Here is a 23,986-nt window from a genome sequence, read left to right on the forward strand (position 1 = left end):
CAGAGAACAGTGACCAGGATTCCTGCAGTCTCGACGTTGGAGCGCCGGGCGGCACCGGAGACGGTGCCGGCCGCGGCGCCCCCTCCCCGACGCCGACATCACCGCAGCCGCTGGGCCGGCGTGGCGTTCGTCGCGCCGCTGGTGACGTACCTCGTGGTCTTCTACGCCTACCCGCTGGTCGAGAACGTGTCGATGAGCCTGCACCGCTTCACCCGGGCGACGTACGTCACCGGCGAAGCGCCCTTCGCCGGGACCGACATCTACCGCGAGGTGCTCACCGCGCCGCAGTTCTGGCCGATCATGCAGCAGACCGCGATCTTCGTGGTCGGCTCCCTGGTCTTCCAGTACGTCATCGGGCTCGCGCTCGCGACGTACTTCCACCGCCACTTCCCGCTGTCGGTGCTCCTGCGTGGGCTCTTCCTGGTCCCGTGGCTGCTCCCGATCATCGTCTCGGCGACGACGTGGCAGTGGATGATGGACGCGGACTCGGGCATCGTCAACCGGTTCCTCGGTGCTTTCGGCATCGACTCCGTCTGGTGGCTGAGCGCCGACAACTCGCTGTGGGCCGTGATGATCGCGAACATCTGGCTCGGGATCCCGTTCAACCTGGTCATCCTCTACTCCGGGCTGCAGAACATCTCAGCCGAGCTCTACGAGGCGGCAGCTCTCGACGGCGCCGGCCCGTGGCGCCGGTTCTGGTCGATCACGTTCCCGCTGCTGCGGCCGGTCAGCGCGATCACGTTGCTTCTCGGCTTCGTCTACACGCTCAAGGTCGTCGACATCATCTGGATCATGACCGCCGGCGCCGGGTCGTCACAGACGCTGGCGACCTGGGCGTACGGGATGGCGTTCGGCAAGGGCACCTCGGCAGTCATCGAGTACTCCCAGGCGTCCGTCGTCGGCACGATCCTGCTGCTCGTCGCTCTGCTCATGGGTCTCGTCTATCTCGCCGTGCAGCGCAAGGAGGAGGCCTGAGATGCACACCTCGACACCGACCACACCGATCACACCGACAGCACGGACCGCCTCGGCCTGGGTGAAGACCGGCATCGGCCTCGTCCTCACCGCGCTGATGCTGTTCCCGCTCTACTGGATGGTCAACGTCTCGCTGATCCAGCGCGACGCCATCCGCAGCGGCGGCCTGTTCCCGACGTCGTTCACCCTCGACCACTACCGGGTGGTGCTTCAGGATCAGCTGCCGTATCTCGGGACGAGCCTGATCATCGGCATCGGGACGGTCGCGCTCACGCTGCTCGTCTCAGCTCCGGCCGGCTATGCGATGTCGTCGCTGTTCGTCCCGGGCCGGCGGGTGCTCAACTTCTGCCTCATCGTGGCGCAGATGGTCCCCGGCGTCGTGATGGCGCTGGGCTTCTACACCGTCTACACCGACCTCGGGATCCTCGACACCGTCCCCGGCCTGATCGTCGCCGACTCCACGATCGCGATCCCGTTCGGCGTCATGCTGTTCTCCGCGTTCATGGCCGGCATCCCGCGAGACCTCCTCCACGCCGCGGCCATCGACGGCGCGAGCCCCTGGAAGACCTTCACCCAGGTCGTCCTGCCGATCTCGCGCAACTCGGCGGTGACCGTCTCGCTGTTCGCCTTCCTGTGGGCGTGGTCGGACTTCATCTTCGCCTCCACCCTCAACCGCGAGGGCGGCTCGCTGCGCCCGATCACGATGGGGCTCTACGACTACATCGGCTCCCAGAACCAGGAGTGGGGCCCGCTGATGGCGACCGCCGTCGTCGCCTCGATCCCCACCGCCATCCTGCTCGTCGTCGCCCAGCGGTACGTCGCCGCCGGCGTGACGGCGGGCGCCGTCAAGGACTGAAGGACACCCCACGCATGCCGCTGCACGACACCTCGACCGAGGCCGCCTTCGACGTCCGGGAGATCCCGTTCTCCCGGCGCGGCTCCTGGCTCGACCTCTCCCCCGTGGTCGCCCTGCACACCCGCACCGACACGATCCACCTCGTCTCCCACCGCAACGGGTTCCACGGCGTGCTCGCGCTGCGGCCGGAGCGCAGCGGCCTGCCGGTCGAGACGACCTGGTCCGCGAGCCCCGCTGTCCTGACCTGGGCGCGGGAGGACGGCCGAGTCGAGGCGGCCTTCGCCGGCCCGGACGCCGTACGCCTCCGCGGCTCCGGCCTCGCGCTGCGGCTCGGCGATGCCGCTGCCGGGCTCACCCCGTTCACCGGAACGTACCTGTTCACCGACCCGAGCGACGGCGCGGTCGTCTTCACCAGCTACGAGACCGGCCACCGCTACCGCGTCACCGTGCTGCGCGGGGAGCACTCGGTCGAGGGCTCCGAGGCACTGGGCGAGGCGACGAGGTCGATCCTGCTCGGAAGCGACGGCGGCGACTGGGAGGCCGAGGTACGCGAGGCGACCTCGCAGCAGACAGCGCCCGCGGAGGCAGCGACCTTCGAGGAGGTCGTCGCGGACTCGACAGCAGATTTCGCCGGCTACCTCGACGACCTCGCCCCGTGGCGTGACGCGCGCACCCCGGCGGCCGCACTGGCGGCGTACGTCCTGTGGTCGGCGACGGTCGCCCCCAGCGGTCTGCTGGGTCGGGAGTCGGTGCTGATGTCCAAGCACTGGATGGACAAGCTGTGGAGCTGGGACCACTGCTTCAACGCGATGGCGCTCGCTCCAGGCCGTCCGGACGCCGCTCTCGACCAGTTCCTCGCGCCGTTCGACCACCAGGACGACCACGGCGCGCTGCCCGACTCGGTGACGCACACCGAGGTCCTCTACAACTACGTGAAGCCCCCGATCCACGGCTGGGCGCTGAGCCGGCTGCGCGCGACCGCGGCACGGGCCCTCGCCACCGACGAGCTCGAGCGCATCCACGACGGCCTGGTCCGCTGGAGCAGGTTCTGGCTCGACTCCAGGCGACGGCCCGGCCACGACCTGCCCTACTACCAGCACGGCAACGACAGCGGGTGGGACAACTCCACGACGTTCGACCTCGACCGGGTCGTCGAGTCACCCGACCTCGCCGCGTTCCTCGCGGTCCAGCTCGAGGTCCTCGCCGACCTCGCCGACGAGCTCGGGCATCCCTCGGCCAGCTGGCGCAAGGTCGGCGACGAGCTCGTCCGTACGCTGGTCGACCAGCTCTGGACGGGCGCCGAGTTCGTCGCCGTGGGCGCGCTCTCGGGCCGCCGGAGCACAGGGTCCAGCCTGCTGAACCTGCTGCCGCTGGTGCTCGGGGACCGGCTCCCGTCCGACATCCGTACGACGATGGCGGACCGGCTCGGCGATCACCTGACCGACTACGGACCTGCCACCGAGCCGGTCTCCTCGCCCAGCTACCAGGACGACGGCTACTGGCGAGGCCCGATCTGGGCGCCGTCGACCGCGCTCATCGAGGACGGCCTGCGTCGCAGCGGGTTCCCGGCCGTCGCCGACGTCGTCAGCGAGCGGTTCAGGGCACTGTGCGAGAAGTCCGGCTTCGCCGAGAACTTCGACGCTCGCACCGGCGCGGGGCTGCGTGACCGCGCCTACACCTGGACCGCCGCGGTCTACCTCCTCTTCGCCGCCGATCACGTTCGGCGGTCGTGACCCCACAACAGAAGGAGCTACCGATGAGATCACCCTTCACGTCCACACCACCCAGGACGGCCACCGCGGCCGCGGCCGCCGCGGTCGCCGCCGTCGCGCTGGCCGCACCCGGCGTGGTCCCACGCGCCGGTGCCGCCGAGGTCACCGTGCCCGACCCGGTCGTCCACTACGCCTTCGACGACGACCCGGCCAGCGGGACGGTCGCCGACGACTCCGGCAACGGGCTCGACGGCACCTTGGTGAACGGCGGCACCGCCGACACCGTCCCCGGAGACGGCGGCGGCCAGGCGCTGCACCTGCCTGGCGGGCCGTCCTCGTCGGACGGCGCCTACGTCACCCTCCCCAAGGGCGTCCTCGAGGGACGGACCGACCTCACGGTCACCGCGCGGGTGAGCTGGGACGGAGGCGGCGGCTCCTGGCAGCGGATCCTCGACCTGGGCAAGGACACCAGTCGCTATCTGTTCCTCACTCCCTCGAACGGGTCGGTGCTGCGTACAGCGGCCGTGGCGGGAACCGGCGCCGAGGCGACCAACTCGGGTTACGCCCCGCTCCCGGAGAAGTCCTGGCATACCGTCGCCGTCACCCTGGACACCGAGTCGGACCGGCTCACCACCTACCTCGACGGCGCAGCCGTCGCGGCCACCAGCACGAAGATCACCGCCTCCGATCTCGTCGTCGGCGCGTCGACGAGCGGGTTCCTCGGCAGGTCGATGTTCCCCGCCGACAATCTGTTCGGCGGCTCGATCGACGACGTGACGGTCTACGGTGCGGCACTCACCCCGGAGCAGCTCGGCCAGGCCACCGGAGTCACCCCTCCGACGATCGTCGAGCCGACCGAGACGTCCTTCGACGTCTACACCGACGTCGGAAAGGAGCCGGACCTGCCGGCCTCGGTACGGGCCACGTTCAGCGACGGCTACGACCGCGACGTACCGATCGCCTGGGACGAGGTGGATCCGGCGAAGTACGCGGACCGCGGCACCTTCACGCTGGCCGGCACCGCCGCCGGGCGGGCGGTCTCGGCCGAGGTGACCGTCCGCTACGAGAACCAGGTCGACATCGACCTGGCCGAGCCCACCGGCGATGTCATGGGTGGCGCGTCCGGCACGCTCTACGGGGTCTACGGCAAGGACCTCCCCTCGAGCAACCTGATCGACGGGATCAACCTGCGTACGGTGTCGACCAAGGCTCAGGACGGTCCGCAGCACCCGGGCGCGGACGCCCTCGAGGTGCTCGAGCCGCTCGTGGACGGCTCCGGCGGCGACGTCTACATCTACATGACCGACATCTACCGCGGGTTCCCCTACCAGTGGCCGGGCGACACCCCGCAGGCCAAGCTGGACGACTTCAAGGCCAAGATCAGGACCCAGGTCGAGCAGGTCAAGGCGCTGCCGGAGAAGTACCGCAGCCACGTCGTCTTCGTGCCGTTCAACGAGCCCGAGGGCAACATGTTCGGCACCGGCGAGTGGAGCTACAACAGGGTCAGCTGGCTCAACGACCCGCAGCACTACTTCAAGGCCTGGGACGAGGTCCACGCCCTCATCAGGAGCGAGCTCCCCGACGCCCGGATCGCCGGTCCGAACACGAGCATCCTCTACGACCAGGTGCAGGGCTTCATGAAGCACGCGCTGGCCAACGACACGATGCCGGACGTGATCACCTGGCACGAGCTGAGCAACCCGGCCTCGATCCGGACCAACGTGGCGAGGTTCCGCGGGTGGGAGGACACGATCTACCAGGGCACCCCGTACGCGGGGAAGCATCTGCCGATCAACATCAACGAGTACGCGTTCAACTACCACACCTCGGTCCCGGGTCAGATGATCCAGTGGGTCTCGGCGCTCGAAGACAGCAAGGTCGACGGCGACATCGCCTACTGGAACATCGACGGGAACCTGTCCGACTCCGCCGTCGAGGCCAACAAGGCCAACGGGCAGTGGTGGCTGCTCAACGCCTACAGCCAGATGACGGGCCAGACGGTCAAGCTCACCCCGCCCCGCCCGAACGAGAGCTACACGCTGCAGGGCGTCGCGGCCCTCGATCGCGATCGACGACGGGCAGAGGCGATCATCGGGGGCGCCGACGGGGAGTCCTACGTCGACTTCGACGGGGTCGACCCCACGACGTTCGGGTCCAGCGTGCACGTCGCCGTCAAGGAGATCGGCTGGTCGGGTCAGCTCGGCGACAACAGCGGCCCGGCCGAGGTCGCGGAGATGAACCTCCCGGTCAGTGACGGCGGTGTCGGGTTCTGGTTCGGCAAGGACGGCGTCCCCGCCCTCTCGGCCGAGTCCGCTTACCAGATCATCGTCACGCCCGGCGCCAACGCGACGGCCGAGGCCGCGCCGCCGCAGCTGTGGCGAGCGACGTACGAGGCCGAGGACGCCGCGCACTCTGGCTCGGGTTACTCCCGCAACGGGCCCGAGGGCAGTCCCTCCAACCTGGGCGGCTTCTACACGTCGAGCTCGTACAACGTCGGCGGCATCCGCACCGACTCGAACGTGAAGCTCGACTTCGCCGTAGACGTGCCGAAGGACGGGACCTACGACCTGAGCGTGTTCGCGAACTCTCTGAACACCTACGGCCTGGTCAAGGACCAGGGTCCGACCAACGCCTTCATCACGGTCGACGGCAAGCAGGAGCAGGAGATCCATCTGCCGCTCGGCTACAAGTGGGTCGTGTGGGACCACGCCGACACGACGGTCGACCTGACCGCCGGGAAGCACACGATCTCGATCGCGGCGCGGAGCCTCGACGGCACCGAACGCACCCGAGGAGACGCGATCATCGACAAGATCGACCTCTCCTTGTCGAACCCTGCCGCCACGCAACGCACCTACGAGGGTGAGGACGCGACGCTCACCGACGGAGCACGGGCCGACTACTCGAAGGCCGGGGTGTCCGGGTCCGGCGCCGCAGACCTCGCCCGCGGCACCGCGACGTTCTGGGTCTACTCGCCCGACGACGGCGAGCACCGCCTCCGGTTCGACACCCTCGGGTCGGGGCGCATCCGGCTAGCGCTGAACGGACAGAATCTCGGGGTCGTCACCCGGCCGGTGTCGCGAGACGTGTTCCTCTCCGGCGGCATCAACAAGATCACCCTGACCGCGGAGCAGGGCCGGCTACTGGTCGACCGGTTCCGTGTCGGTCCGTCGGCGAGCACGCTGAGATCGGTGACCACCCAGGCCGAGGACGGCGCGCTGAAGGGCTCGGCGAAGGTCGCGCCCTACTCGCTCGCCGACGGCGGCAAGGCGGTCACCGGTGTCGGTGGCGACCCGGGCAACGGCAACGCACTGACGCTGGCCACCACGGCACCTCGGGCCGGGACGTACGCGATCACGGTGCGCTACTCCAACGGCGAGCAGTCACCCGCCTCGCACTACAACCCGGACCCGCTGGCCCGGCACGCCGACGTCAGCGTCAACGGCGAGAAGGCCCGCCGGGTCTGGTTCCCGCACAGCTTCCACGACAACGGCTTCTGGACGTTGACGTTCTACGCAGAGCTGAAGCCGGGCGAGAACACGCTGTCCTTCCGCTCCGAGGAGCTGCCGGACTGGAACGGTGAGACCTACATCTCCGACCGCTATCCGGAGCTGGGCCTTCGGTCACCGTGGGCCCCGAACCTCGACCGGATGACGGTGACACCGCTGGCCGCGGACTGAGTACGCCGCGGCCGCCCCTCCGGGCGGCCGCGGCTCCATCTCAGTGCGCTGAGTGTGCGACCTCGCGGTCAGCAGCCTGGCTGCGCTTCCACGTACGGAAGCTGTCCTCGTTGTTCCCGCGGCGCCAGTAGCCGGAGATCGACAGGTCGCCGCGCGGCACTCCACGATCGCGCAGCAGGTAGGGGCGGATCCGCTGCATCGTGACCTCGGCCTCGCCGTGCACGAACGCGTGCACCCGGCCGAGCAGCCAGGGCAGCTCGCGGACGACGACCTCCAGAGGCGGGTCGATGGTGGCGTCCAGCCAGCGCACCTCGACCCCGGCCGGCGCCTCGACCTGCTGGAGATGCTCCGCGGAGGGCACCTCGATCACGGCATAGCCGACGGCGTCGGCCGGCAGCGCCGCCAGCGCCGCCCGGATCGCGGGCAGACCGGACTCGTCGCCGACGAGCAGGTGCCAGTCGGCGGCCGGGTCCGGAGCGTACGTCCCGCCCGGCCCACGCACGGTGAGCACGTCACCGGGGCCGGCGGTGGCGGCCCATCGGCCGGCGACGCCCTCGTCGCCGTGGTGCACGAAGTCGATGGCCAAAGTGCCCTCGGCGACCGAGGGGTCCAGCGCCGTGTAGGTGCGGCAGACGGTCGAGCCGTCGCCGACCGGGATCTCCAGACGCACGAACCGGTCGGTGCAGACGCTGCCCTCGAACGCGGAGAGGTCCTCGGCGCGGAGATGGACGCGGGTCATCCCAGCACTGAGACGCCGGGTCGAGGTGACCACGACCCTCGTCTCCGGCTTTGTCTCCGGCTTCACCGCGCGAAACATGAGGGGAGCCTAACCTAATTTCCGAGAAATGCGGATGATGGCCCGCGCACTGCCCTAGAGTTGCGCCGTGCTCTACTCCGCCGGGTTCGAGTTCGAGTATGCCCTGGTGACGGAATCACCCGACGTAGGCGCGGGCACGTTTCGCGACATGGGCACCTTCCATGACTTCGTGGATCTCGACTTCGACACCCTCCAACGCGCCCTTGCCGACGGCTCCGGCACCACCGACGAGGACCTCGTCCGCGGTGACCTGGGGATCAAGAGCGGCTACTGGTACCTCGAGGGCGACGAGCGGTTCGACGCCGACGGCACCTTCACGACGATGCTGGTCAAGGGCGTGGAGATCCGCACCCCGGTCTGCTCGAGCACCACCGAGGCCGCCGACCGGCTGATCGATCTCCAGGACGACATCTCCAAGCGCCTCGCTCCCATCGGCCTGCAGCTGGGCATCGTCGGCTTCAACCCGGTCCGGGAGGCGTACGTCCTCGACCCGCCGCTCAACGAGTGGGAGCGGGCGATGCGGGCCGAGCATCGTGAGTACGACCACGCCGAGGTCTCCAACCTGAGCTACGGCCCCGACATCAACCTCTCCTTTCCCGGGTTCTCCGCGGAGCAGGTCGTCGAGGTGACCCGCCGGCTGACCTCCTACAGCCCCTTCATGGTGCCGTTCAGCTTCAGCTCGCCCTTCCACGCCGGCCGGGCGTGGCGCGGCCCCAGCAAGCGCACCTACGAGCGCACCTGGCGACGCGTGGCGGCGCGCTGCTTCGTCGAGCCGCCCGCCGGCGCCGAGCCCACCATGGTCCACCCGCCGCGGATCCCACGCGAGGAGGGACGCATCGAGTTCAAGGCCTACGACGCCTTCCTCTCCCGCGACCTGCTGCTCGCCGGCGCGGCACTGACGCTCGGCGTCTGCCTCGCCGACGACCTTCCCGGGCTGGCCGACAAGCCCAGTCGCGACCTGCACCAGCGGGCCGCGACCGCGGGGTTCACCGACCCGGAGATCGCCGCCGGCGCCCGTGAGGTGCTCACGGCGGCCCGCCGGGCACTCACCGAACGTGCTGGCATGCGGGACGAAGTCGGCCACCTCGCCTGTCTGGACCAGTTGCTGAGCCAGGAACGGACCCCAGCCGATAGCCTTCTGGACGCATATTCGCGCACCGGCCTGATGTACCACCCGGAAGGACTTCGTTGACTGATCTGCCCGCCGACCTGACCGCTGAACATCTTGCAGAGGCCGACGTGGCGATCTGCGGAGCAGGCCCGATCGGCGCCGCGACGGCCATCTTCCTGGCCCGGCCCGGCCTGCGCGTGGTCCTCATCGACCACGACCCCGCCGACGATCCCGCCCATGTCGCGACCTACCGCTATGCGGGCGGCAGCATCCGGTGGACGTGGCCCGACCCGGTCAAGCGGGAGATGACGACCCAGACCGAGCAGTTCATCCGCGGCGCCGCGGACGGCGCGGAGCTGGACATGATCGAGAACACCTACCACCTGCTGCACACCGGAGAGCACATCCCTGCGCTCAACGTCTCCGCGACCGGGCTTGTCGGCATGCTCCGCGACCAGGCACAGGAAGCGGGAGCGACGTTGGTCGACGCGCTCGTCACCGGCGTACGCCCTGACGGGAGCGGTCATGTGGTCGAGACCTCGCGCGGCGCGATCCGCGCCCGCCGGGTCCTGGGCGCGATGGGCGCGGCGAACGCATCGGTGTTCCCGCAGGTCAGCGCAGAGGCCGAGAAGCGCCAGCTGTTCGTGCTCGACCTCCCGGTTCCCCCCGAACGGGAGCAGCTGCCCCACACGATCGTGCCGATCGGCGACGGCTTCGGGTATGTCTTCGTGAAGCTCATCGACGGCCGGCTGCGCGTCGTCGTCGGGCAGGAGGACATCGTCGAGGACGAGGACACCTCGGGCCCCGTCGACCACTGGAAGGAGATCCTCGACAGCGGGCTCGCCACGACGCTCCCGTGGCTCCGCGATGCCCGCGTCGACGACATCCTCTGGGGTGTCGACACCGCACAGAAGACGCTGGTGGTCGACGAGCCCAGCCCAGGCGTCCTCGTCGCCAACTGCGGCAGCGCCATCCGCTCCGCGGCCTGGCTGGGACGTACGCTCGCCGAGCGACTCGCGCTCGAGACCGCCTGATCATCGGCCGCGGCCGAGGTGAATCCTTTTGCCCGCTGGACCACTCCTGTCTGCGATAGCCCGCGCCGCGGGCAGAACAGAGAGGAACACACGTGATCGAGGTAGGAAGCACGATCGAGGACACCTCCGTGCGGCTGAGCGACGGCACGGCGGCCGATCTCCTCGGGGAGGGCCACCGGGGCACGCTCGTCTACTTCATGCGAGCCACGACCTGCATGATGTGCAACGCCCACGTACGCACCCTCACGTCCAACGCCACGGACTTCCGCGACCGGGACCTGCGGGTCCTGATCGCCGTCCCCGAGGAAGCAACCACGGCCCAGGCCTGGGCGGACCGGCGGCAGATCCCGTTCCCCGTCGTCCCCGGCCTCCACGGTGACCTCGGCCTCGCCCGCCGCCTGCTCGGCTCGATGATGCAGTCCGGAACCATCGTCGTAGACGCTGTCGGCCGGGTCACGTACGCGGACATCGTCACCATGCCCACCGGCGGATACCGTCACCGCGACGTACTCGCCGCGCTCGACGCCCTGCCTCAACGCGCGGGGTGATCGTGCCGAACCAGCAGACGCGCCGTCCGTGGCCCGACACGGCCGTCATCCGGTCAGCGCAGGCCGGCGACGTGGCCTCGATCTCGGTGCTCATCGAAGGGGCACATCCACACGTGCGGCGGTTCGCCACGTCGCTGTGCATGAGCGAACAGGATGCAGAGGATGCCACGCAGGAGGCGCTGGTCATCCTCTATCGCAAGATCGGGACGCTGCGAGCGACCGGAGCGTTGGCGTCATGGATGTTCACCATCGTGCGCAACGAATGCGTTCGTCGCTGGACCATCAGCAGGAGGCACGTCCTCGCCGAGGTGACCGATCTGCCCCTTCGAACGAGCTCGTCGGCGGAGGAGGCCGCCTTGGCGGAGATCGAGGCTCGTCAGGTCTCCGCGGCCATCGCGAGGCTTCCGGCCGACCAACGGCAGGTGCTGCTGTTGCGCGACGTACACGGCTACAGCGGCAGATCGGTCGCGAGGCACCTGGGGTTGAGCCTGCCGGCGATGAAGTCGCGCCTGCATCGAGCCCGAGCAGCGCTCCGGGCCGGCCTCGAAGAGGTGGCCTAGCCGTTCAGCTCGGCACGGGTCGGCGGGTTGGCACCGGCACGCGAGACGGTGACCGCCGCCGCCCGGACGCCGTGGGCGAGCACCTCGCGACGGTCGCGCTCGAAGTCGTCCCAGAGCGCGTCGACGAGGCCCGCGGAGAAGGTGTCGCCGGCACCGATGGTGTCCACGACCGTCACCTTCTCGGCCTCCACGTCGATCCGCTCGGACGTGGTGATCCAGCTGGCGCCGTCGCCGCCGCGGGTCACCGCGACCGCACCTGCACCGAGCTCGAGCAGCCGCGCGGCCGCCTTGTCGAGCCCGACCCCGGGGTAGAGCGTCTCCAGGTCCTCGTCGCTCGCCTTGACCACATCGGCGTACGCCGCCGCCCGCTCGATCCGCGAGACGACCTCCTGGCCGGTTCCGGTCAGCGTGGGCCGCATGTTGATGTCGTAGAGGACCCGGACGGAGTCGGGGAGCCCGTCGAGCAGCTCGAAGACCGTCTCGGCGCCCGGCGAGAGCACCGGCGCGAGCGATCCGACGTGGACGAACCGCGGCGTCCCCACCGTGATCTCGCCGAGCTTCCAGTCCAGGTCGAAGACGTACGTCGCCGACCCGTCGGCCGCGATGGTGGCCTGCGCGGTCGAGGTGCGGGCCAGCACGTGCGGGTCGCACGCCATCACAACACCCGAATCAGCCAGATGAGCAGCCAAGGAGCGACCCCGAGCATCATCGGCGAACGAAGCCGCATACCGCACCGGTCGGCCGAGCCGGCCGAGCGCCACGGCGACGTTGGCGCCGCTCCCGCCGGGGTGGTCCCGGGTCACGCCATCGGCGGTCGTGACCACGTCGACCAGCGCCTCACCTACCACCAAGACGTCGGCAACGGCATTGTCACGATCCAGGCTAGTCACGGCGGCAGATTAGCAACTCGGCGTACGAACGATTTTTCCGGGGTTGACCAGCAGAAACCGCCTACTGTCCAGTAACCCACCGCGGGTGGGCGTCCGCCCTCGACCGCGTGCGACCATTGAGGATGTGACCGAACAATCCACCGAGACGACTGGTGGTCCGCAGGGCCCGACCCCCGCCCAGCCGACCGTAATCCACGAGGGTCTACCGACCCAGCTTCCGGACATCGATCCCGAAGAGACCAGTGAGTGGCTCGGCTCGTTCGACGCGATGCTCGAGTCGAGCGGACGCGAGCGAGCCCGCTACATGATGCTGCGTCTGCTGGAGCGAGCCCGAGAGAAGTCCGTCGGCGTCCCCGCACTGCGCAGCACCGACTACATCAACACCATCCCCTCCGACCGCGAGCCGTGGTTCCCGGGCGATGAGGACATCGAGCGACGCATCCGGGCCTTCATCCGGTGGAACGCCGCCGTCATGGTCTCCTCCGCCAACCGCAAGGGCCTGGAGGTGGGCGGCCACATCGCCACCTACCAGTCCTCCGCGAGCCTCTACGAGGTCGGCTTCAACCACTTCTTCCGCGGCAAGGACCACCCCGGCGGCGGCGACCAGGTCTTCATCCAGGGCCACGCCTCCCCCGGCATCTACGCGCGTGCCTTCCTCGAGGGCCGGCTCAAGGAAGAGCAGCTCTTCCGCTTCCGCCAGGAGGTGCAGCACGGGGTCGGCCAGGGCATCTCCTCCTACCCGCACCCGCGCCTGATGCCCGACTTCTGGGAGTTCCCGACGGTCTCGATGGGCCTGACCGGGATCAACTCGATCTACCAGGCGCGGTTCAACCGCTACCTGCAGAACCGCGGCATCAAGGACACTTCCGACCAGCGCGTGTGGGCCTTCCTCGGCGACGGCGAGATGGGTGAGCCCGAGTCGCTCGGCGCCATCCGGGTCGCCGCCCGCGAGGAGCTCGACAACCTGGTGTGGGTGATCAACTGCAACCTGCAGCAGCTCGACGGCCCGGTGACCGGCAACGGCAAGGTCATCCAGGAGCTGGAGTCCAACTTCCGCGGCGCCGGCTGGAACGTCATCAAGGTCATCTGGGGCCGCGAGTGGGACCAGCTGCTCGCCAAGGACGTCGACGGCGCCCTGGTCAACAAGATGAACTCGACCCCCGACGGCCAGTTCCAGACCTACTCGGTCGAGACCGGTGCGTACGTCCGGGAGAACTTCTTCGGCTCCGACCCGCGCCTTCGCAAGATGGTCGAGCAGATGAGCGACGAGCAGATCCGCAAGCTTCCCCGCGGTGGTCACGACTACCGCAAGGTCTACGCGGCCTTCGACGCGGCCACCAAGACCGTCGGGCAGCCGACCGTCATCCTGGCCCACACCATCAAGGGCTGGACGATCGACGCTCTGGAGGGCAAGAACGCCACCCACCAGATGAAGAAGCTGACCATGGCGGACCTGAAGAAGTTCCGCGACCGTCTGCTCCTGCCGATCTCCGACAAGGAGCTCGAGGCGACCTACGAGCAGACCGGCGCGGCGCCGTTCTTCAACCCGGGTCCCGAGTCGGCCGAGATCGAATACATGATGGAGCGCCGCAAGCAGCTCGGCGGTCCGCTCCCCCAGCGCCGGGTCGAGTTCAAGCCGCTCACCCTGCCGGGCGAGAAGGTCTACGCCGAGCTCAAGCAGGGTTCCGGCAAGAACAAGATCGCCTCCACGATGGCCACCGTCCGGCTCCTCAAGGACTGGATGCGTGACCCGGAGATCGGCAAGCGCATCGTGCCGATCGCCCCCGACGAGTACCGCACCTTCGGCATGGACGCGATGTTCCCGAGCGCGAAGGTCTACAACCCCGGCGGCCAGCAGTACGAGAGCGTCGACCGGAAGTTGTTGCTCTCCTACAAGGAGTCCGCGCAGGGCCAGCTCCTGCACGAGGGCATCTCCGAGGCGGGGGCGCTGGCGTCGGCGACCGCTGCCGGCACGGCGTACGCCACCCACGGCGAGCCGATGATCCCGTTCTACATCTTCTACTCGATGTTCGGGTTCCAGCGCACCGGCGACTCGATCTGGGCGATGGCCGACATGATGGGCCGCGGCTTCCTGGTCGGCGCCACCGCCGGTCGCACCACGCTGACCGGTGAGGGTCTCCAGCACGCCGACGGTCACTCGCCGCTGCTGGCGGCGACGAACCCGGCGGTCGTGCACTACGACCCCGCGTTCGCCTACGAGGTCTCGCACATCATGCAGAGCGGCCTCGAGCGGATGTACGGCTCGACCGAGGAGCACCCGAACGGCGAGGACGTCATCTTCTACCTGACCGTCTACAACGAGCCGGTCAGCCAGCCCAAGGAGCCCGACAACGTCGACCTCGAGGGGATCCTGAAGGGCATCCACCAGGTCTCGACCGCCGAGGGAGACGGCCCCAAGGTCCGCCTGCTCGCCTCCGGCGTCGGGTTCCCGTGGGTCGAGGAGGCTGCCCGCATCCTCGAGGAGGACTGGGGCGTCAAGGCAGACACCTGGTCGGTCACCTCGTGGAACGAGCTCGCCCGCGACGCCATCGAGGCCGAGCAGTGGAGCCTCAACCACCCTGGCGAGACCCCGCGCACGCCGTACGTCACCGAGAAGCTCTCGGCGTCCAACGGCCCCGTCGTCGCGGTCTCCGACTACATGCGGGCCGTCCCGCTGCAGATCGCCCGCTGGGTGCCCGACGACTACCGCGTACTCGGCGCCGACGGGTTCGGCTTCGCCGACACCCGCCCGGCCGCGCGTCGCTTCTTCCAGATCGACGCCCAGTCCGTCGTCGTCCAGGCCCTCCAGGCCCTGGCCGAGGCCGGCGAGATCGACGCCGCGTTGGTGAAGAAGGCCTTCGACACCTACCGCATCGACGACCCGACGGCGACGAAGGGCATCATGCAGGAGGGCGGAGACGCCTGAACTCGTGGCGCCGAGTCGGCGCATCTGACCCCGTGTCTGGCGAAGCGAAGCGAGCCAGAGGGGTCGGATGCGCCGACTCGGCATGTCATCAGATGTACTAAGCGCAAGAATGGACAACGTGACCGCAGTGATTCCTCCCACCCGCCGGCGCACCGCGCAGGCGCTGCGGCGCGCGACCGGCCGGCTGGCGACGGCCGCCACGTCGCGCATGGACGACGCGATGCCGTGGTTCAAGGACCTCTCCGCGAAGAACCGCTCCCTCGTCGGCCTGATCGTGCAGGCGGGCATCAAGGAGTTCGTCGGCTGGTACGGCGGCGGCGCCTCCGCCGACACCGCCAAGCCCGACTTGGCCGCGTCGATGTTCGGCGTCGCGCCCCGTGCGCTGACCGGCATCATCACGCTCCAGCAGACCGTGGACCTCGTACGCCTCTCCATCGAGGTGGTCGAGGCCAACATCGACCACCTCCTCGGGCCCGAGGACGCCGCCGACGTCCACGAGGCGATCGGCCGCTACGCCCGCGAGGTCGCCTTCGCCACCGCCGAGGTCTACGCCCGCGCCGCCGAGCAGCGCGGCGCCTGGGACGCCCGGCTCGAGGCGCTCGTGGTCGACGCGGTCCTGCGTGCCGAGACCGACGAGGTCGTCCTCTCCCGGGCCAGCGCGCTCGGCTGGGACGCCGACCTGCCGCTGTGCGCCGTGCTGGGCCACGCCCCCGACGGCGTCCGCCTCGACGCCGCCATGGAAGAGGTACGCCGCCGCGCCCGCGCCCACGACCTGCACACCCTGTGCGCGGTCCAGGGTGACCGCCTCGTGGCCCTGCTCGGCGGCATCGAGGACCCGCTGGAGGCAGCCGAGCGCATCGCCGACCTCTTCGCCGACGGGCCCGTCGTCGTCGGACCGATGGCGGCCGGGCTCGCCACCGCCGCCGAGTCCGCCCGGGCCGCGCTCTCCGCCTACCGGGCCGCGCCCGGCTGGCCCGACGCACCACGCCCGGCACGCAGCCAGTCGTTCCTGCCCGAGCGTGCCCTGGCCGGCGACGCGTGGGCCCACCGCTACCTCATCGAGAATCTCTACCGGCCGCTGGTGGAGGCCCGCAGCACCCTGATCGAGACGCTGGCGGCGTACTTCGCCGCCGGAGGCGGCCTCGAGGCCACCGGGCGCACACTGTTCGTGCACCCCAACACGGTGCGCTACCGGCTCAAGCAGGTCGCGGAGCTCACCGGGTTCCTCCCGACCGACTCGCGCGACGCTCTCGCCCTGCAGGTTGCCCTGATTCTCGGCCGGCAACAGGACCACTGAGGCTGGCAGCGACGCAAGTTGTAGAACCCCTACAAGATTGCGGGAGAGATATTCGTTGCCGCTGAAGGTGAACCGACACCCCTCCAGACGGGACTATCGTTGCGTGCTCGTCATTGTCGCCCCAGGACAAGGTGCTCAGACACCAGGATTCCTCACCCCGTGGCTGGAGGACCCCGCTTTCGCCGCTCGTATGGAGTGGCTCTCAACCGTCGCAGGCATCGACCTGATCGACTACGGCACCAATGCCGACGCAGAGACCATCCGCGCCACCGAGATCGCCCAGCCGCTGCTGGTCGCCACCGGCCTGGTCGCGGCGCTCGAGCTCTTCCCGCAGCCCGCGGACGCCTTCGGCAAGATCGGAGCGGTCGCCGGCCACAGCGTCGGTGAGATCACCGCCGCCGCGGGCGCACGCGCGATCAGCGCCGAGCAGGCGATGGTGCTCGTCCGCGAGCGGGGCAAGGCCATGGCCGAGGCCGCCGCGAAGACGCCGACCGGCATGACCGCGGTCCTCGGCGGTGTCCGCGAGGAGGTGCTGGCCGCGATCGAGAAGCACGGCCTCACCCCCGCCAACGACAACGGCCCCGGCCAGATCGTCGCCGCGGGCACCCTCGAGCAGCTCGAGGCCTTCGCCGCCGATCCTCCCGCCAAGGCCCGGCTGATGCCGCTCAGCGTCGCCGGCGCCTTCCACACCAAGCACATGGAGCCCGCCGTCGGCCACCTCCGCCGGCTGGCCCAGAGCGTCTCGACCCACGACCCGCGTACGCGCCTGATCAGCAACAAGGACGGCCAGATCGTCCACGACGGCGCCAAGGCACTGGACCGGATCGTCGGCCAGATCGCCAACCCGGTGCGCTGGGACCTCTGCCTCGACACCATGTCCGACATCGGCGTGACCGGCATCCTGGAGATGCCGCCGGCCGGCACCCTGACGGGGATCGCCAAGCGCGCCCTCAAGGGCGTCGAGACCTTCGCCCTGAAGACTCCCGACCAGCTCGACGACGCCCGCGCGTTCGTCGAGAAGCACGGTGAGGCCAACCCGATCGAGACCACGCCGACCTGGCGCATGGTCGTCTCCCCGTCCAAGGGAACCTTCAAGCTCTCCGAGACCGTGTCCGGGGTCGACGTGATTCCGGCCGGCGCCGAGATCGGCGCCATCGCCAGTCTCCGCGACACGATCGCGATCACGTCCGCCCACGGCGGCGAGGTCATCGAATGGCTCGTCGAGGACGGCGACCTCGTATCCCCCGGTCAGCCGCTGCTGCGGCTGCACCCGACAGGAGTCCAGCACTCGTGATCTCTGCCCCGACAGGTTCCCCGCACGCCCGCATCCTCGGCGTAGGCGGCTATCGCCCCACCCGGGTGGTCCCCAACAGCGAGATCGTCGATCTGATCGACTCCTCCGACGAGTGGATCCGCACCCGTTCCGGCATCACCGAGCGTCGCTGGGCGGGCGAGGAGGAGACCGTACAGATGATGTCGGTCACCGCCTCCCGCAAGGCGCTCGAGCACGCCAAGATCGGCATCGACCAGATCGACTGCGTCATCGTCGCCACCGTCAGCCACATGCGTCAGACGCCCGCAGTAGCCGCGCTGATCGCCGACGAGCTCGGTGCCGACCACCCGGCCGCCTTCGACATCTCGGCGGCCTGTGCCGGCTTCTGTCACGGCATCGCGATGGCGAGCGACTTCATCCGCGGCGGCAGCGCCCGCAACGTACTCGTCATCGGTGTCGAGCGCCTCTCCGACATCACCAATCCGCACGACCGTGGCACCGCCTTCATCTTCGCCGACGGCGCTGGCGCCGCGGTCGTCGGCCCGAGCGATGAGCCCGGGATCGGCCCGGTCGTCTGGGGTTCCTCGGGCGACAAGGCCGACCACATCCAGACCCCCGACTGGTTCGACGCGATCGAGGCGAAGGAGACTCCCTGGCTGACGATGGAGGGCAACCCCGTCTTCCGCTGGGCCTCCTACGCCATGGCCAAGGTCGGCCAGGAGGCGCTCGAGAAGGCCGGCATCACCGCCGACGAGCTCGACTGCTTCGTCCCGCACCAGGCCAACATGCGCATCGTCGACGCCCTGGCCCGCTCCATGAAGCTTCCGGAGTCGGTCAAGATCGCCCGCGACATCGCCACCATGGGCAACACGTCGGCCGCCTCGGTCCCGCTTGCTCTTGAGCGGATGATCGAGGAGGGTCAGGCTGAGTCGGGCGACACCGCCCTGCTCATCGCGTTCGGTGCCGGACTGGTCTACGCAGCCCAGGTCGTCGTCGTTCCGTAGTCTCGCACCACCCAGAGTTTCACCACACAAATCCGAGAGGAAGCACCACATATGGCCACCACCGAAGAGATCCGCTCCGACCTCGCCGAGATCGTCAACGAGGTCGCCGGCATCGATGTCGCCGACGTTCAGCTCGACAAGTCCTTCGTCGATGACCTCGACGTCGACTCGCTGTCCATGGTCGAGGTCGTCGTCGCTGCCGAGGAGAAGTTCGGCGTATCCATCCCCGACGAGCAGGTCAAGAACCTCAAGACCGTTGGCGACGCGGTGAGCTTCATCGAGAAGGCTTCCGCGAACGCCTGACGCGCCCCGGCGGCTCGGCCAACCCTCCCAGGCCGAGCCGCCGGATCTGCTTCACCTGACCCAACGCGCCAACACCTCACACGGAGACCACATGAGCAGCCGCACCCGAGTCGTCGTCACTGGATTGGGCACCACCAACCCGGTAGGCGGAGATGTAGCCACCACCTGGGATGCCTTGATCGCCGGCCGCTCCGGCATCCGCGAGCTCACCGAGGAGTGGGCCCAGGACCTTCCCGTACGCATCGCCGGCCGTGTCGCCGTCGAGCCGTCCGAGGTCCTGGAGAGGGTCAAGGCGCGACGCCTGGACCGCTCCGCGCAGTTCGCCGTGGTCGCCGCGGCCGAGGCCTGGAAGGACGCCGGCTTCGAGGGTACGGCCACCGAGGCCGGCCTCGACGGAGAGCGCCTCGGTGTCGCTGTCGCCACCGGCATCGGCGGCGTTACCACCCTGCTCGACAACTACGACACGCTTCTGGCCAAGGGGCCGCGCCGGGTCAGCCCGCTGGCCGTCCCGATGCTGATGGCCAACGCCTCGGCAGCCAACATCTCCTTGATCTACGGCGCCCGCGCCGCGGCTCAGACCCCGATCTCTGCCTGTGCCTCCGGCTCCGAGGCGATCGCCCTGGCCGCCGACCAGATCCGTCTGGGCCGCGCCGACGTCGTCCTCGCCGGTGGCACCGAGGCAGCGATCCACCCGCTGCCGATGGCCGCGTTCGCCAACATGATGGCCCTGTCCAAGACCGCCTCCGGCCCCGATGGTGGCGACCCGACCGCGGTCAGCCGCCCCTGGGACACCGCCCGCGACGGCTTCGTACTCGGTGAGGGCGCCGGCATCGTCGTGCTCGAGACGCTCGAGCACGCCCAGGCCCGCGGCGCCCGGATCTATGCCGAGGTCCTCGGCGCCGGTGTGACCGCCGACGCCCACGACATCGCCCAGCCCGACCCCGAGGGTCGCGGCGGCAGCCGAGCCATCAAGCGCGCGCTCGAGGACGGCGACATCGACCCGAACACCATCGTCCACGTCAACGCCCACGCGACCTCGACCCCTCAGGGCGACATCGCCGAGGGCCTGATGCTCCACGCCACCCTCGGCAAGCAGGTCGAGAACGTCGTGGTCACCTCGACCAAGTCGATGACCGGCCACCTGCTGGGTGGTGCCGGAGCCCTCGAGACCGTTGCGACCGTCCTGGCGATCCACCACCGCCAGTCGCCGCCGACGATCAACCTCGACAACCTCGACCCCGCGGTCGAGCTCGACATCGCCACCAAGGCACGCGACCTGCCGGTCGGCGACATCGCGGCCCTCAACAACTCCTTCGGTTTCGGTGGCGCGAACGTAGCGGTCGTCTACGGAAGCATCTGATGACCATCACAGCCCCCGCGGCTGTTGCCGCGAGGAAGCAGCAGAAGCTTCCTCGCGACCAGGATCCCCGAAACCCGCTGACCCGGCTCAGGGCGCTCTTCGACGAGGGCACCGTCCAGCTCATCTCCCCCGACGACGATTCCGGCATGCTGGCCGCCGTCGGCGAGGTGGACGGCACCCGGGCGGTCGCCTTCTGCTCGGACGCCACTGTCATGGGTGGCGCGATGGGCGACCTCGGCTGCCGCGTGGTCGTCGACGCCTACCACCGCGCGATGACCGACGGCATCCCGATCATCGGCCTGTGGCACTCCGGCGGCGCCCGGCTGGCCGAGGGCGTACTCTCCCTGCACGCGGTCGGCCGCATCTTCCACGCGATGACGCAGGCCAGCGGCAAGATCCCGCAGATCTCGGTCGTCCTCGGCCCGGCCGCCGGCGGCGCTGCCTACGGTCCCGCCCTCACCGATGTCGTCATCCTCGGCCCCGAGGGCCGCATCTTCGTGACCGGTCCGGACGTCGTACGCTCCGTCACCGGTGAGGACGTCGACATGCTCCGCCTCGGCGGTCCCGAGCCGCACGGCCGCCGCTCCGGCGTCGTGCACATTCTCACCGAGTCCGAGCGCGAGGCGCTTGACAAGGCCCGCACGGTCACCGCTCTCCTCGGCTCCCAGGGTGGCCTCGACGTCGCCGCGGTCGAGGACAAGGACCTCTCCGAGCAGCTGCCCGAGTCGAAGAAGCGCGCCTACGACGTGCATCCGCTGGTCGAGAACATCCTCGACGAGGGCACCGCACAGGAGCTGCACGCTCGCTGGGCCCCCAACATCGTCACCGCGCTCGGTCGCTTCGGCGGCCGCACCGTCGGCGTCGTCGCCAACAACCCACTGCGGCTCGGCGGCTGCCTCGATTCCCTCTCCGCGGAGAAGGCCTCCCGGTTCGTACGCCTCTGTGACGCCCTCGGCGTCCCGCTGATCGTCGTCGTCGACGTCCCCGGCTACCTGCCCGGCGTCGGCCAGGAGTGGGACGGGGTCGTACGCCGCGGAGCCAAGCTCCTGCACGCCTTCGGGGAGTGCGTGGTCCCCCGGGTCACCCTGGTGACCCGCAAGACCTACGGTGGCGCCTACATCGCCATGAACGCCCGATCCCTCGGTGCGACCAAGGTCTTCGCCTGGCCGGGCGCGGAGGTCGCGGTCATGGGCCCGGTGGCCGCGATCCGCATCCTGCACCGCCGTAAGCTCGCCGAGGTCGCGCCCGACCTCCGTGCCCAGGTCGAGGCGGAGCTCGCGGCCGAGCACGAGCGTCTCGCCGGTGGTGTCGACAAGGCTGTCGAGATCGGTGTCGTGGACGAAGTCATCGAGCCGTCGGCGACCCGCAGCGCGATCGCGGCCGCCTTCGAGGAAGCGATCCAGACCGTCGGCGTACGCCGCGGTGCTCACGGCAACATCCCGCTCTGACCCGAACCACGCCGAGTCGGCGCGTCCTGACCGAAAACAACGCCGAGTCGGCGCGTCAGGACGCGCCGACTCGGCGTTTTCGTGGCCGTGCTCTGCGGCCGACGACGGTCGCTCAGACGACCTGGTGCAGCCAGCGTACGGGCGCGCCCTCCCCCGCGTGACGGAACGTCTCCAGCTCGTCGTCCCACGGCTTGCCGAGGAGCTTGTCGACCTCGAGCTCGAGCGTGGTGTCACCGAGGGCGGCCTTGACCACTGCGGCCTTGAGCCGGTCCTCGGGGATCATGATGTCGCCGTGCATCCCGGTGACGGCATGGAAGACGCCGAGGTCGGGGGTGAAGGAGTAGCGCGCACCCTCGGAGGTCGAGGTGCCGTCCTCGGTGACCTCGAAGCGCAGGTGCGTCCATCCCTTCAGCGCCGACGCGATCGCCGCCGCGGAACCGACCGCACCGGACCAGAAGAGCTCGGCTCGGTAGGTGCCGGCCTGGGCGGGCTGCGCCGTCCAGTCGAAGTTCACCGGCGCACCTAGTACCCCCGCGACGGCCCATTCGATGTGAGGGCAGAGCGCGGAGGGAGCCGAATGCACGAACACAACGCCTCGTGCGATGCCACGCGAGGCGCTCGGGTCCTTGATCTGAGTGGTCACCGATTATCTCCTTCGTTGCGGCGCGAGCTACGCCTTCCCCAGCGGGCTCGATCATGCGTGAAGGAACATCTCGGTGATCACACGGATGTAGTTGTACATCTATTCTTACCTACCGCGCCCAGGATCTCCAGTATCGGAGCAAAACGGCCAGTGGCGACCGGCATAGCTGCCGATCGCCACTGATTGCGCGTTTGAGACGGACCTCAGTCCCTCTCGACCGTCTTCTCGAGGGCCTCGGCCCGCGCCGCGGCGTCGGTGATCTCGTCGGAGTCGATCGCGTAGGTGCGGTGGAACCAGGTCAGCGCGTCCTTGTCCCGGCCAGCGTCCTGGAGCGTGTCTGCGTACGCGTAGCGCAGCCGCACGACCCAGGCCTCGCGGCTCTTGTTGTTGAGCGGCGACTGCTCGAGGATCCGCAGGGCCGCGTCGAACTGGCCCATGTCCCGGCGAGCGCCGGCCTCGACGATCGTCATCTCGGCCTTCGCCGGCGCCTCGAAGTTCGCCACCGACGGGCTGTGCGCGAGCTTGATCGCCTGCTCGGGCTGGCCGAGCGCGCGGTGGCAGTCCGCCATGATCGGCAGGTACGCCGTCGCGCCGTTCATCCGCTTCGCCGCACGCAGCTCGGCGAGTGCCTCCGAGTAGTGGCCGGCAGCGTACGCAGCCTCGCCCAGCGCCTCGCGAATCACAGCGATCCGCTGCGTACGCGACTTCGCCGCCTTGGCGTGCTGGTAGGCGAGCTCGGGGTCGGAGTCGATGAACATGTCAGCAGCAACCAGGTGGCGGGCGATCCGCGCCGCCAGCTTCTCGGGCAGACCTCGCAGCTGAGCCGAGATCGCGCGGTCCAGCTCCTTGCCGGTGACCTCCTCCGGCAGCTCCGGACCGTCGTAGATCCGCTGATCCGCTGTGCGCTCCTCACGCGGCTCGTCGAAGCGGCGCTGCGGCTTACCACCGGGCTTACCGCCACGATCCTTGGAGTAGCCACCCTTGCGGTCGCTGCTGCCACCACGCTTCGGGCCGTCAGAGCGCTTCGGGCCGTCCGAGCGGCCGCCGGCGCGGGGGCCGCTGCGTCCGGTCGACGGCTTGCCGTCGCGACGCTCGTCGCCTCCGCGGCCACCGTCACGACGCTGGTCGCCTCCGCGACCGCCAGCGGCGCCATCACGGCGATCGCTGCTCCGTCCAGCACCAGGCCGACCACCACTCGGTCGACCAGCGCCCGGCTTGCCGTCACTCGATCGGCCGCCTCGGCCACCGGTCGATGAATTCGAGCTCTTCGGACGCCCGGGGCGTCCGGCGGGCTTACCGCCTCTGTTGCTACGGCGCTCGTCAGCCATAGCTGCCTTCCTCACTGCTGCTTCCCGCAGCCGACTTCGAACGATCCGAGGACCATCGCGTTGACAAACTCAGTGCCAGTAAAAGCAGTAGAGGCCGCCCCAAAGGGCGGCCTCTACCTGAAATTTTGTCCGGCGGCGTCCTACTCTCCCACAGCCTCTCGGTTGCAGTACCATCGGCGCTGAAGGGCTTGACTTCCGGGTTCGGGATGGGACCGGGTATT

19 protein-coding genes and 1 rRNA gene are annotated in these 23,986 nt (G+C 69.4%); 15 read left to right on the forward strand and 5 right to left on the reverse strand.

From position 1 onward, the window contains the following. Nucleotides 1–9 precede the first annotated feature (9 nt). Genes ACIO3S_RS29095 through ACIO3S_RS29110 form a run of 4 tightly spaced genes read left to right on the forward strand, consistent with a single transcriptional unit; the run spans nt 10 to nt 7,223 of the window. Nucleotides 10–975, forward strand: coding sequence for a carbohydrate ABC transporter permease (locus ACIO3S_RS29095; protein WP_400470294.1), 966 nt, complete (start codon nt 10–12; stop codon nt 973–975). 1 nt (nt 976) lies between these two features. After that, the gene (locus ACIO3S_RS29100) at nt 977–1,831 is read left to right on the forward strand and encodes a carbohydrate ABC transporter permease (RefSeq protein WP_400470297.1); all 855 of its coding nucleotides are present in this window, start codon (nt 977–979) and stop codon (nt 1,829–1,831) included. Between the two features lie 14 nt (nt 1,832–1,845). Further along, the gene (locus ACIO3S_RS29105) at nt 1,846–3,564 is read left to right on the forward strand and encodes an amylo-alpha-1,6-glucosidase (protein ID WP_400470300.1); all 1,719 of its coding nucleotides are present in this window, start codon (nt 1,846–1,848) and stop codon (nt 3,562–3,564) included. 23 nt (nt 3,565–3,587) lie between these two features. After that, nucleotides 3,588–7,223, forward strand: coding sequence for a LamG-like jellyroll fold domain-containing protein (locus tag ACIO3S_RS29110; protein WP_400470304.1), 3,636 nt, complete (start codon nt 3,588–3,590; stop codon nt 7,221–7,223). A 40-nt stretch (nt 7,224–7,263) separates the two neighbouring features. On the opposite strand, the gene ACIO3S_RS29115 is transcribed toward ACIO3S_RS29110, so the two are convergent. After that, nucleotides 7,264–8,040: a siderophore-interacting protein gene (locus tag ACIO3S_RS29115; RefSeq protein WP_400470307.1), complete on the reverse strand. Its 777-nt coding sequence runs from the start codon at nt 8,038–8,040 to the stop codon at nt 7,264–7,266. 67 nt (nt 8,041–8,107) lie between these two features. Here ACIO3S_RS29115 and ACIO3S_RS29120 point away from each other — a divergent pair, with 67 nt between their 5' ends. The 4 genes from ACIO3S_RS29120 (at nt 8,108) to ACIO3S_RS29135 (ending at nt 11,293) form a co-directional block, all read left to right on the forward strand. After that, nucleotides 8,108–9,232: a glutamate-cysteine ligase family protein gene (locus ACIO3S_RS29120; RefSeq protein ID WP_400470310.1), complete on the forward strand. Its 1,125-nt coding sequence runs from the start codon at nt 8,108–8,110 to the stop codon at nt 9,230–9,232. Beyond that, on the forward strand, nt 9,229–10,185 hold the full coding sequence (locus ACIO3S_RS29125) for an NAD(P)/FAD-dependent oxidoreductase (protein WP_400470313.1): 957 nt from the start codon (nt 9,229–9,231) through the stop codon (nt 10,183–10,185). Before ACIO3S_RS29120 ends, ACIO3S_RS29125 begins: the two co-directional genes overlap by 4 nt. 92 nt (nt 10,186–10,277) lie before the next feature. After that, nucleotides 10,278–10,733 (forward strand): peroxiredoxin family protein, encoded by a 456-nt coding sequence (locus ACIO3S_RS29130; RefSeq protein ID WP_400470316.1) that lies wholly within the window; start codon nt 10,278–10,280, stop codon nt 10,731–10,733. 2 nt (nt 10,734–10,735) lie between these two features. After that, nucleotides 10,736–11,293 (forward strand): RNA polymerase sigma factor, encoded by a 558-nt coding sequence (locus ACIO3S_RS29135; protein WP_400470319.1) that lies wholly within the window; start codon nt 10,736–10,738, stop codon nt 11,291–11,293. Here ACIO3S_RS29135 and ACIO3S_RS29140 read toward each other — a convergent pair. Further along, nucleotides 11,290–12,183, reverse strand: a complete 894-nt coding sequence (locus ACIO3S_RS29140) for a carbohydrate kinase (RefSeq protein ID WP_400470321.1) — start codon at nt 12,181–12,183, stop codon at nt 11,290–11,292. The two genes, ACIO3S_RS29135 and ACIO3S_RS29140, sit on opposite strands and share 4 nt — an antisense overlap. Nucleotides 12,184–12,307: 124 nt before the next feature. On the opposite strand from ACIO3S_RS29140, the gene aceE reads away from it, so the two are divergent. The 7 genes from aceE to ACIO3S_RS29175 all read left to right on the forward strand — a co-directional run bounded on the left by aceE (nt 12,308) and on the right by ACIO3S_RS29175 (nt 21,794). Then, complete coding sequence (aceE, locus tag ACIO3S_RS29145) at nt 12,308–15,109, forward strand: pyruvate dehydrogenase (acetyl-transferring), homodimeric type (RefSeq protein WP_400470324.1); 2,802 nt, start codon at nt 12,308–12,310, stop codon at nt 15,107–15,109. 109 nt (nt 15,110–15,218) lie between these two features. Then, nucleotides 15,219–16,406, forward strand: a complete 1,188-nt coding sequence (locus ACIO3S_RS29150) for a helix-turn-helix domain-containing protein (RefSeq protein ID WP_160028568.1) — start codon at nt 15,219–15,221, stop codon at nt 16,404–16,406. Nucleotides 16,407–16,509: 103 nt separating this feature from the next. Continuing rightward, nucleotides 16,510–17,700, forward strand: coding sequence for an acyltransferase domain-containing protein (locus tag ACIO3S_RS29155; protein WP_160028566.1), 1,191 nt, complete (start codon nt 16,510–16,512; stop codon nt 17,698–17,700). Beyond that, complete coding sequence (locus ACIO3S_RS29160; protein ID WP_160028564.1) at nt 17,697–18,683, forward strand: beta-ketoacyl-ACP synthase III; 987 nt, start codon at nt 17,697–17,699, stop codon at nt 18,681–18,683. The genes ACIO3S_RS29155 and ACIO3S_RS29160 overlap by 4 nt, the downstream gene beginning before the upstream one ends. A gap of 51 nt (nt 18,684–18,734) precedes the next feature. Beyond that, nucleotides 18,735–18,986, forward strand: a complete 252-nt coding sequence (locus ACIO3S_RS29165) for an acyl carrier protein (RefSeq protein ID WP_091051955.1) — start codon at nt 18,735–18,737, stop codon at nt 18,984–18,986. A gap of 91 nt (nt 18,987–19,077) precedes the next feature. Then, complete coding sequence (locus ACIO3S_RS29170) at nt 19,078–20,346, forward strand: beta-ketoacyl-ACP synthase II (protein ID WP_160028562.1); 1,269 nt, start codon at nt 19,078–19,080, stop codon at nt 20,344–20,346. Beyond that, nucleotides 20,346–21,794, forward strand: coding sequence for an acyl-CoA carboxylase subunit beta (locus ACIO3S_RS29175; RefSeq protein ID WP_400470331.1), 1,449 nt, complete (start codon nt 20,346–20,348; stop codon nt 21,792–21,794). Before ACIO3S_RS29170 ends, ACIO3S_RS29175 begins: the two co-directional genes overlap by 1 nt. A 112-nt stretch (nt 21,795–21,906) precedes the next feature. Here ACIO3S_RS29175 and ACIO3S_RS29180 read toward each other — a convergent pair whose 3' ends face one another. The 3 genes from ACIO3S_RS29180 to rrf form a co-directional block, all read right to left on the reverse strand. Then, a complete protein-coding gene (locus tag ACIO3S_RS29180; RefSeq protein WP_201451419.1) occupies nt 21,907–22,398 on the reverse strand; it encodes a DUF3145 domain-containing protein in 492 nt (163 codons plus the stop codon). A gap of 242 nt (nt 22,399–22,640) precedes the next feature. Beyond that, complete coding sequence (locus tag ACIO3S_RS29185) at nt 22,641–23,765, reverse strand: tetratricopeptide repeat protein (RefSeq protein ID WP_400470334.1); 1,125 nt, start codon at nt 23,763–23,765, stop codon at nt 22,641–22,643. A gap of 127 nt (nt 23,766–23,892) precedes the next feature. Next, nucleotides 23,893–23,986 (reverse strand): 5S ribosomal RNA (gene rrf / locus ACIO3S_RS29190); the annotation flags it as partial.

Source organism: Nocardioides sp. NPDC087217 (genome assembly GCF_044744805.1).
GTDB lineage: Bacteria > Actinomycetota > Actinomycetes > Propionibacteriales > Nocardioidaceae > Nocardioides.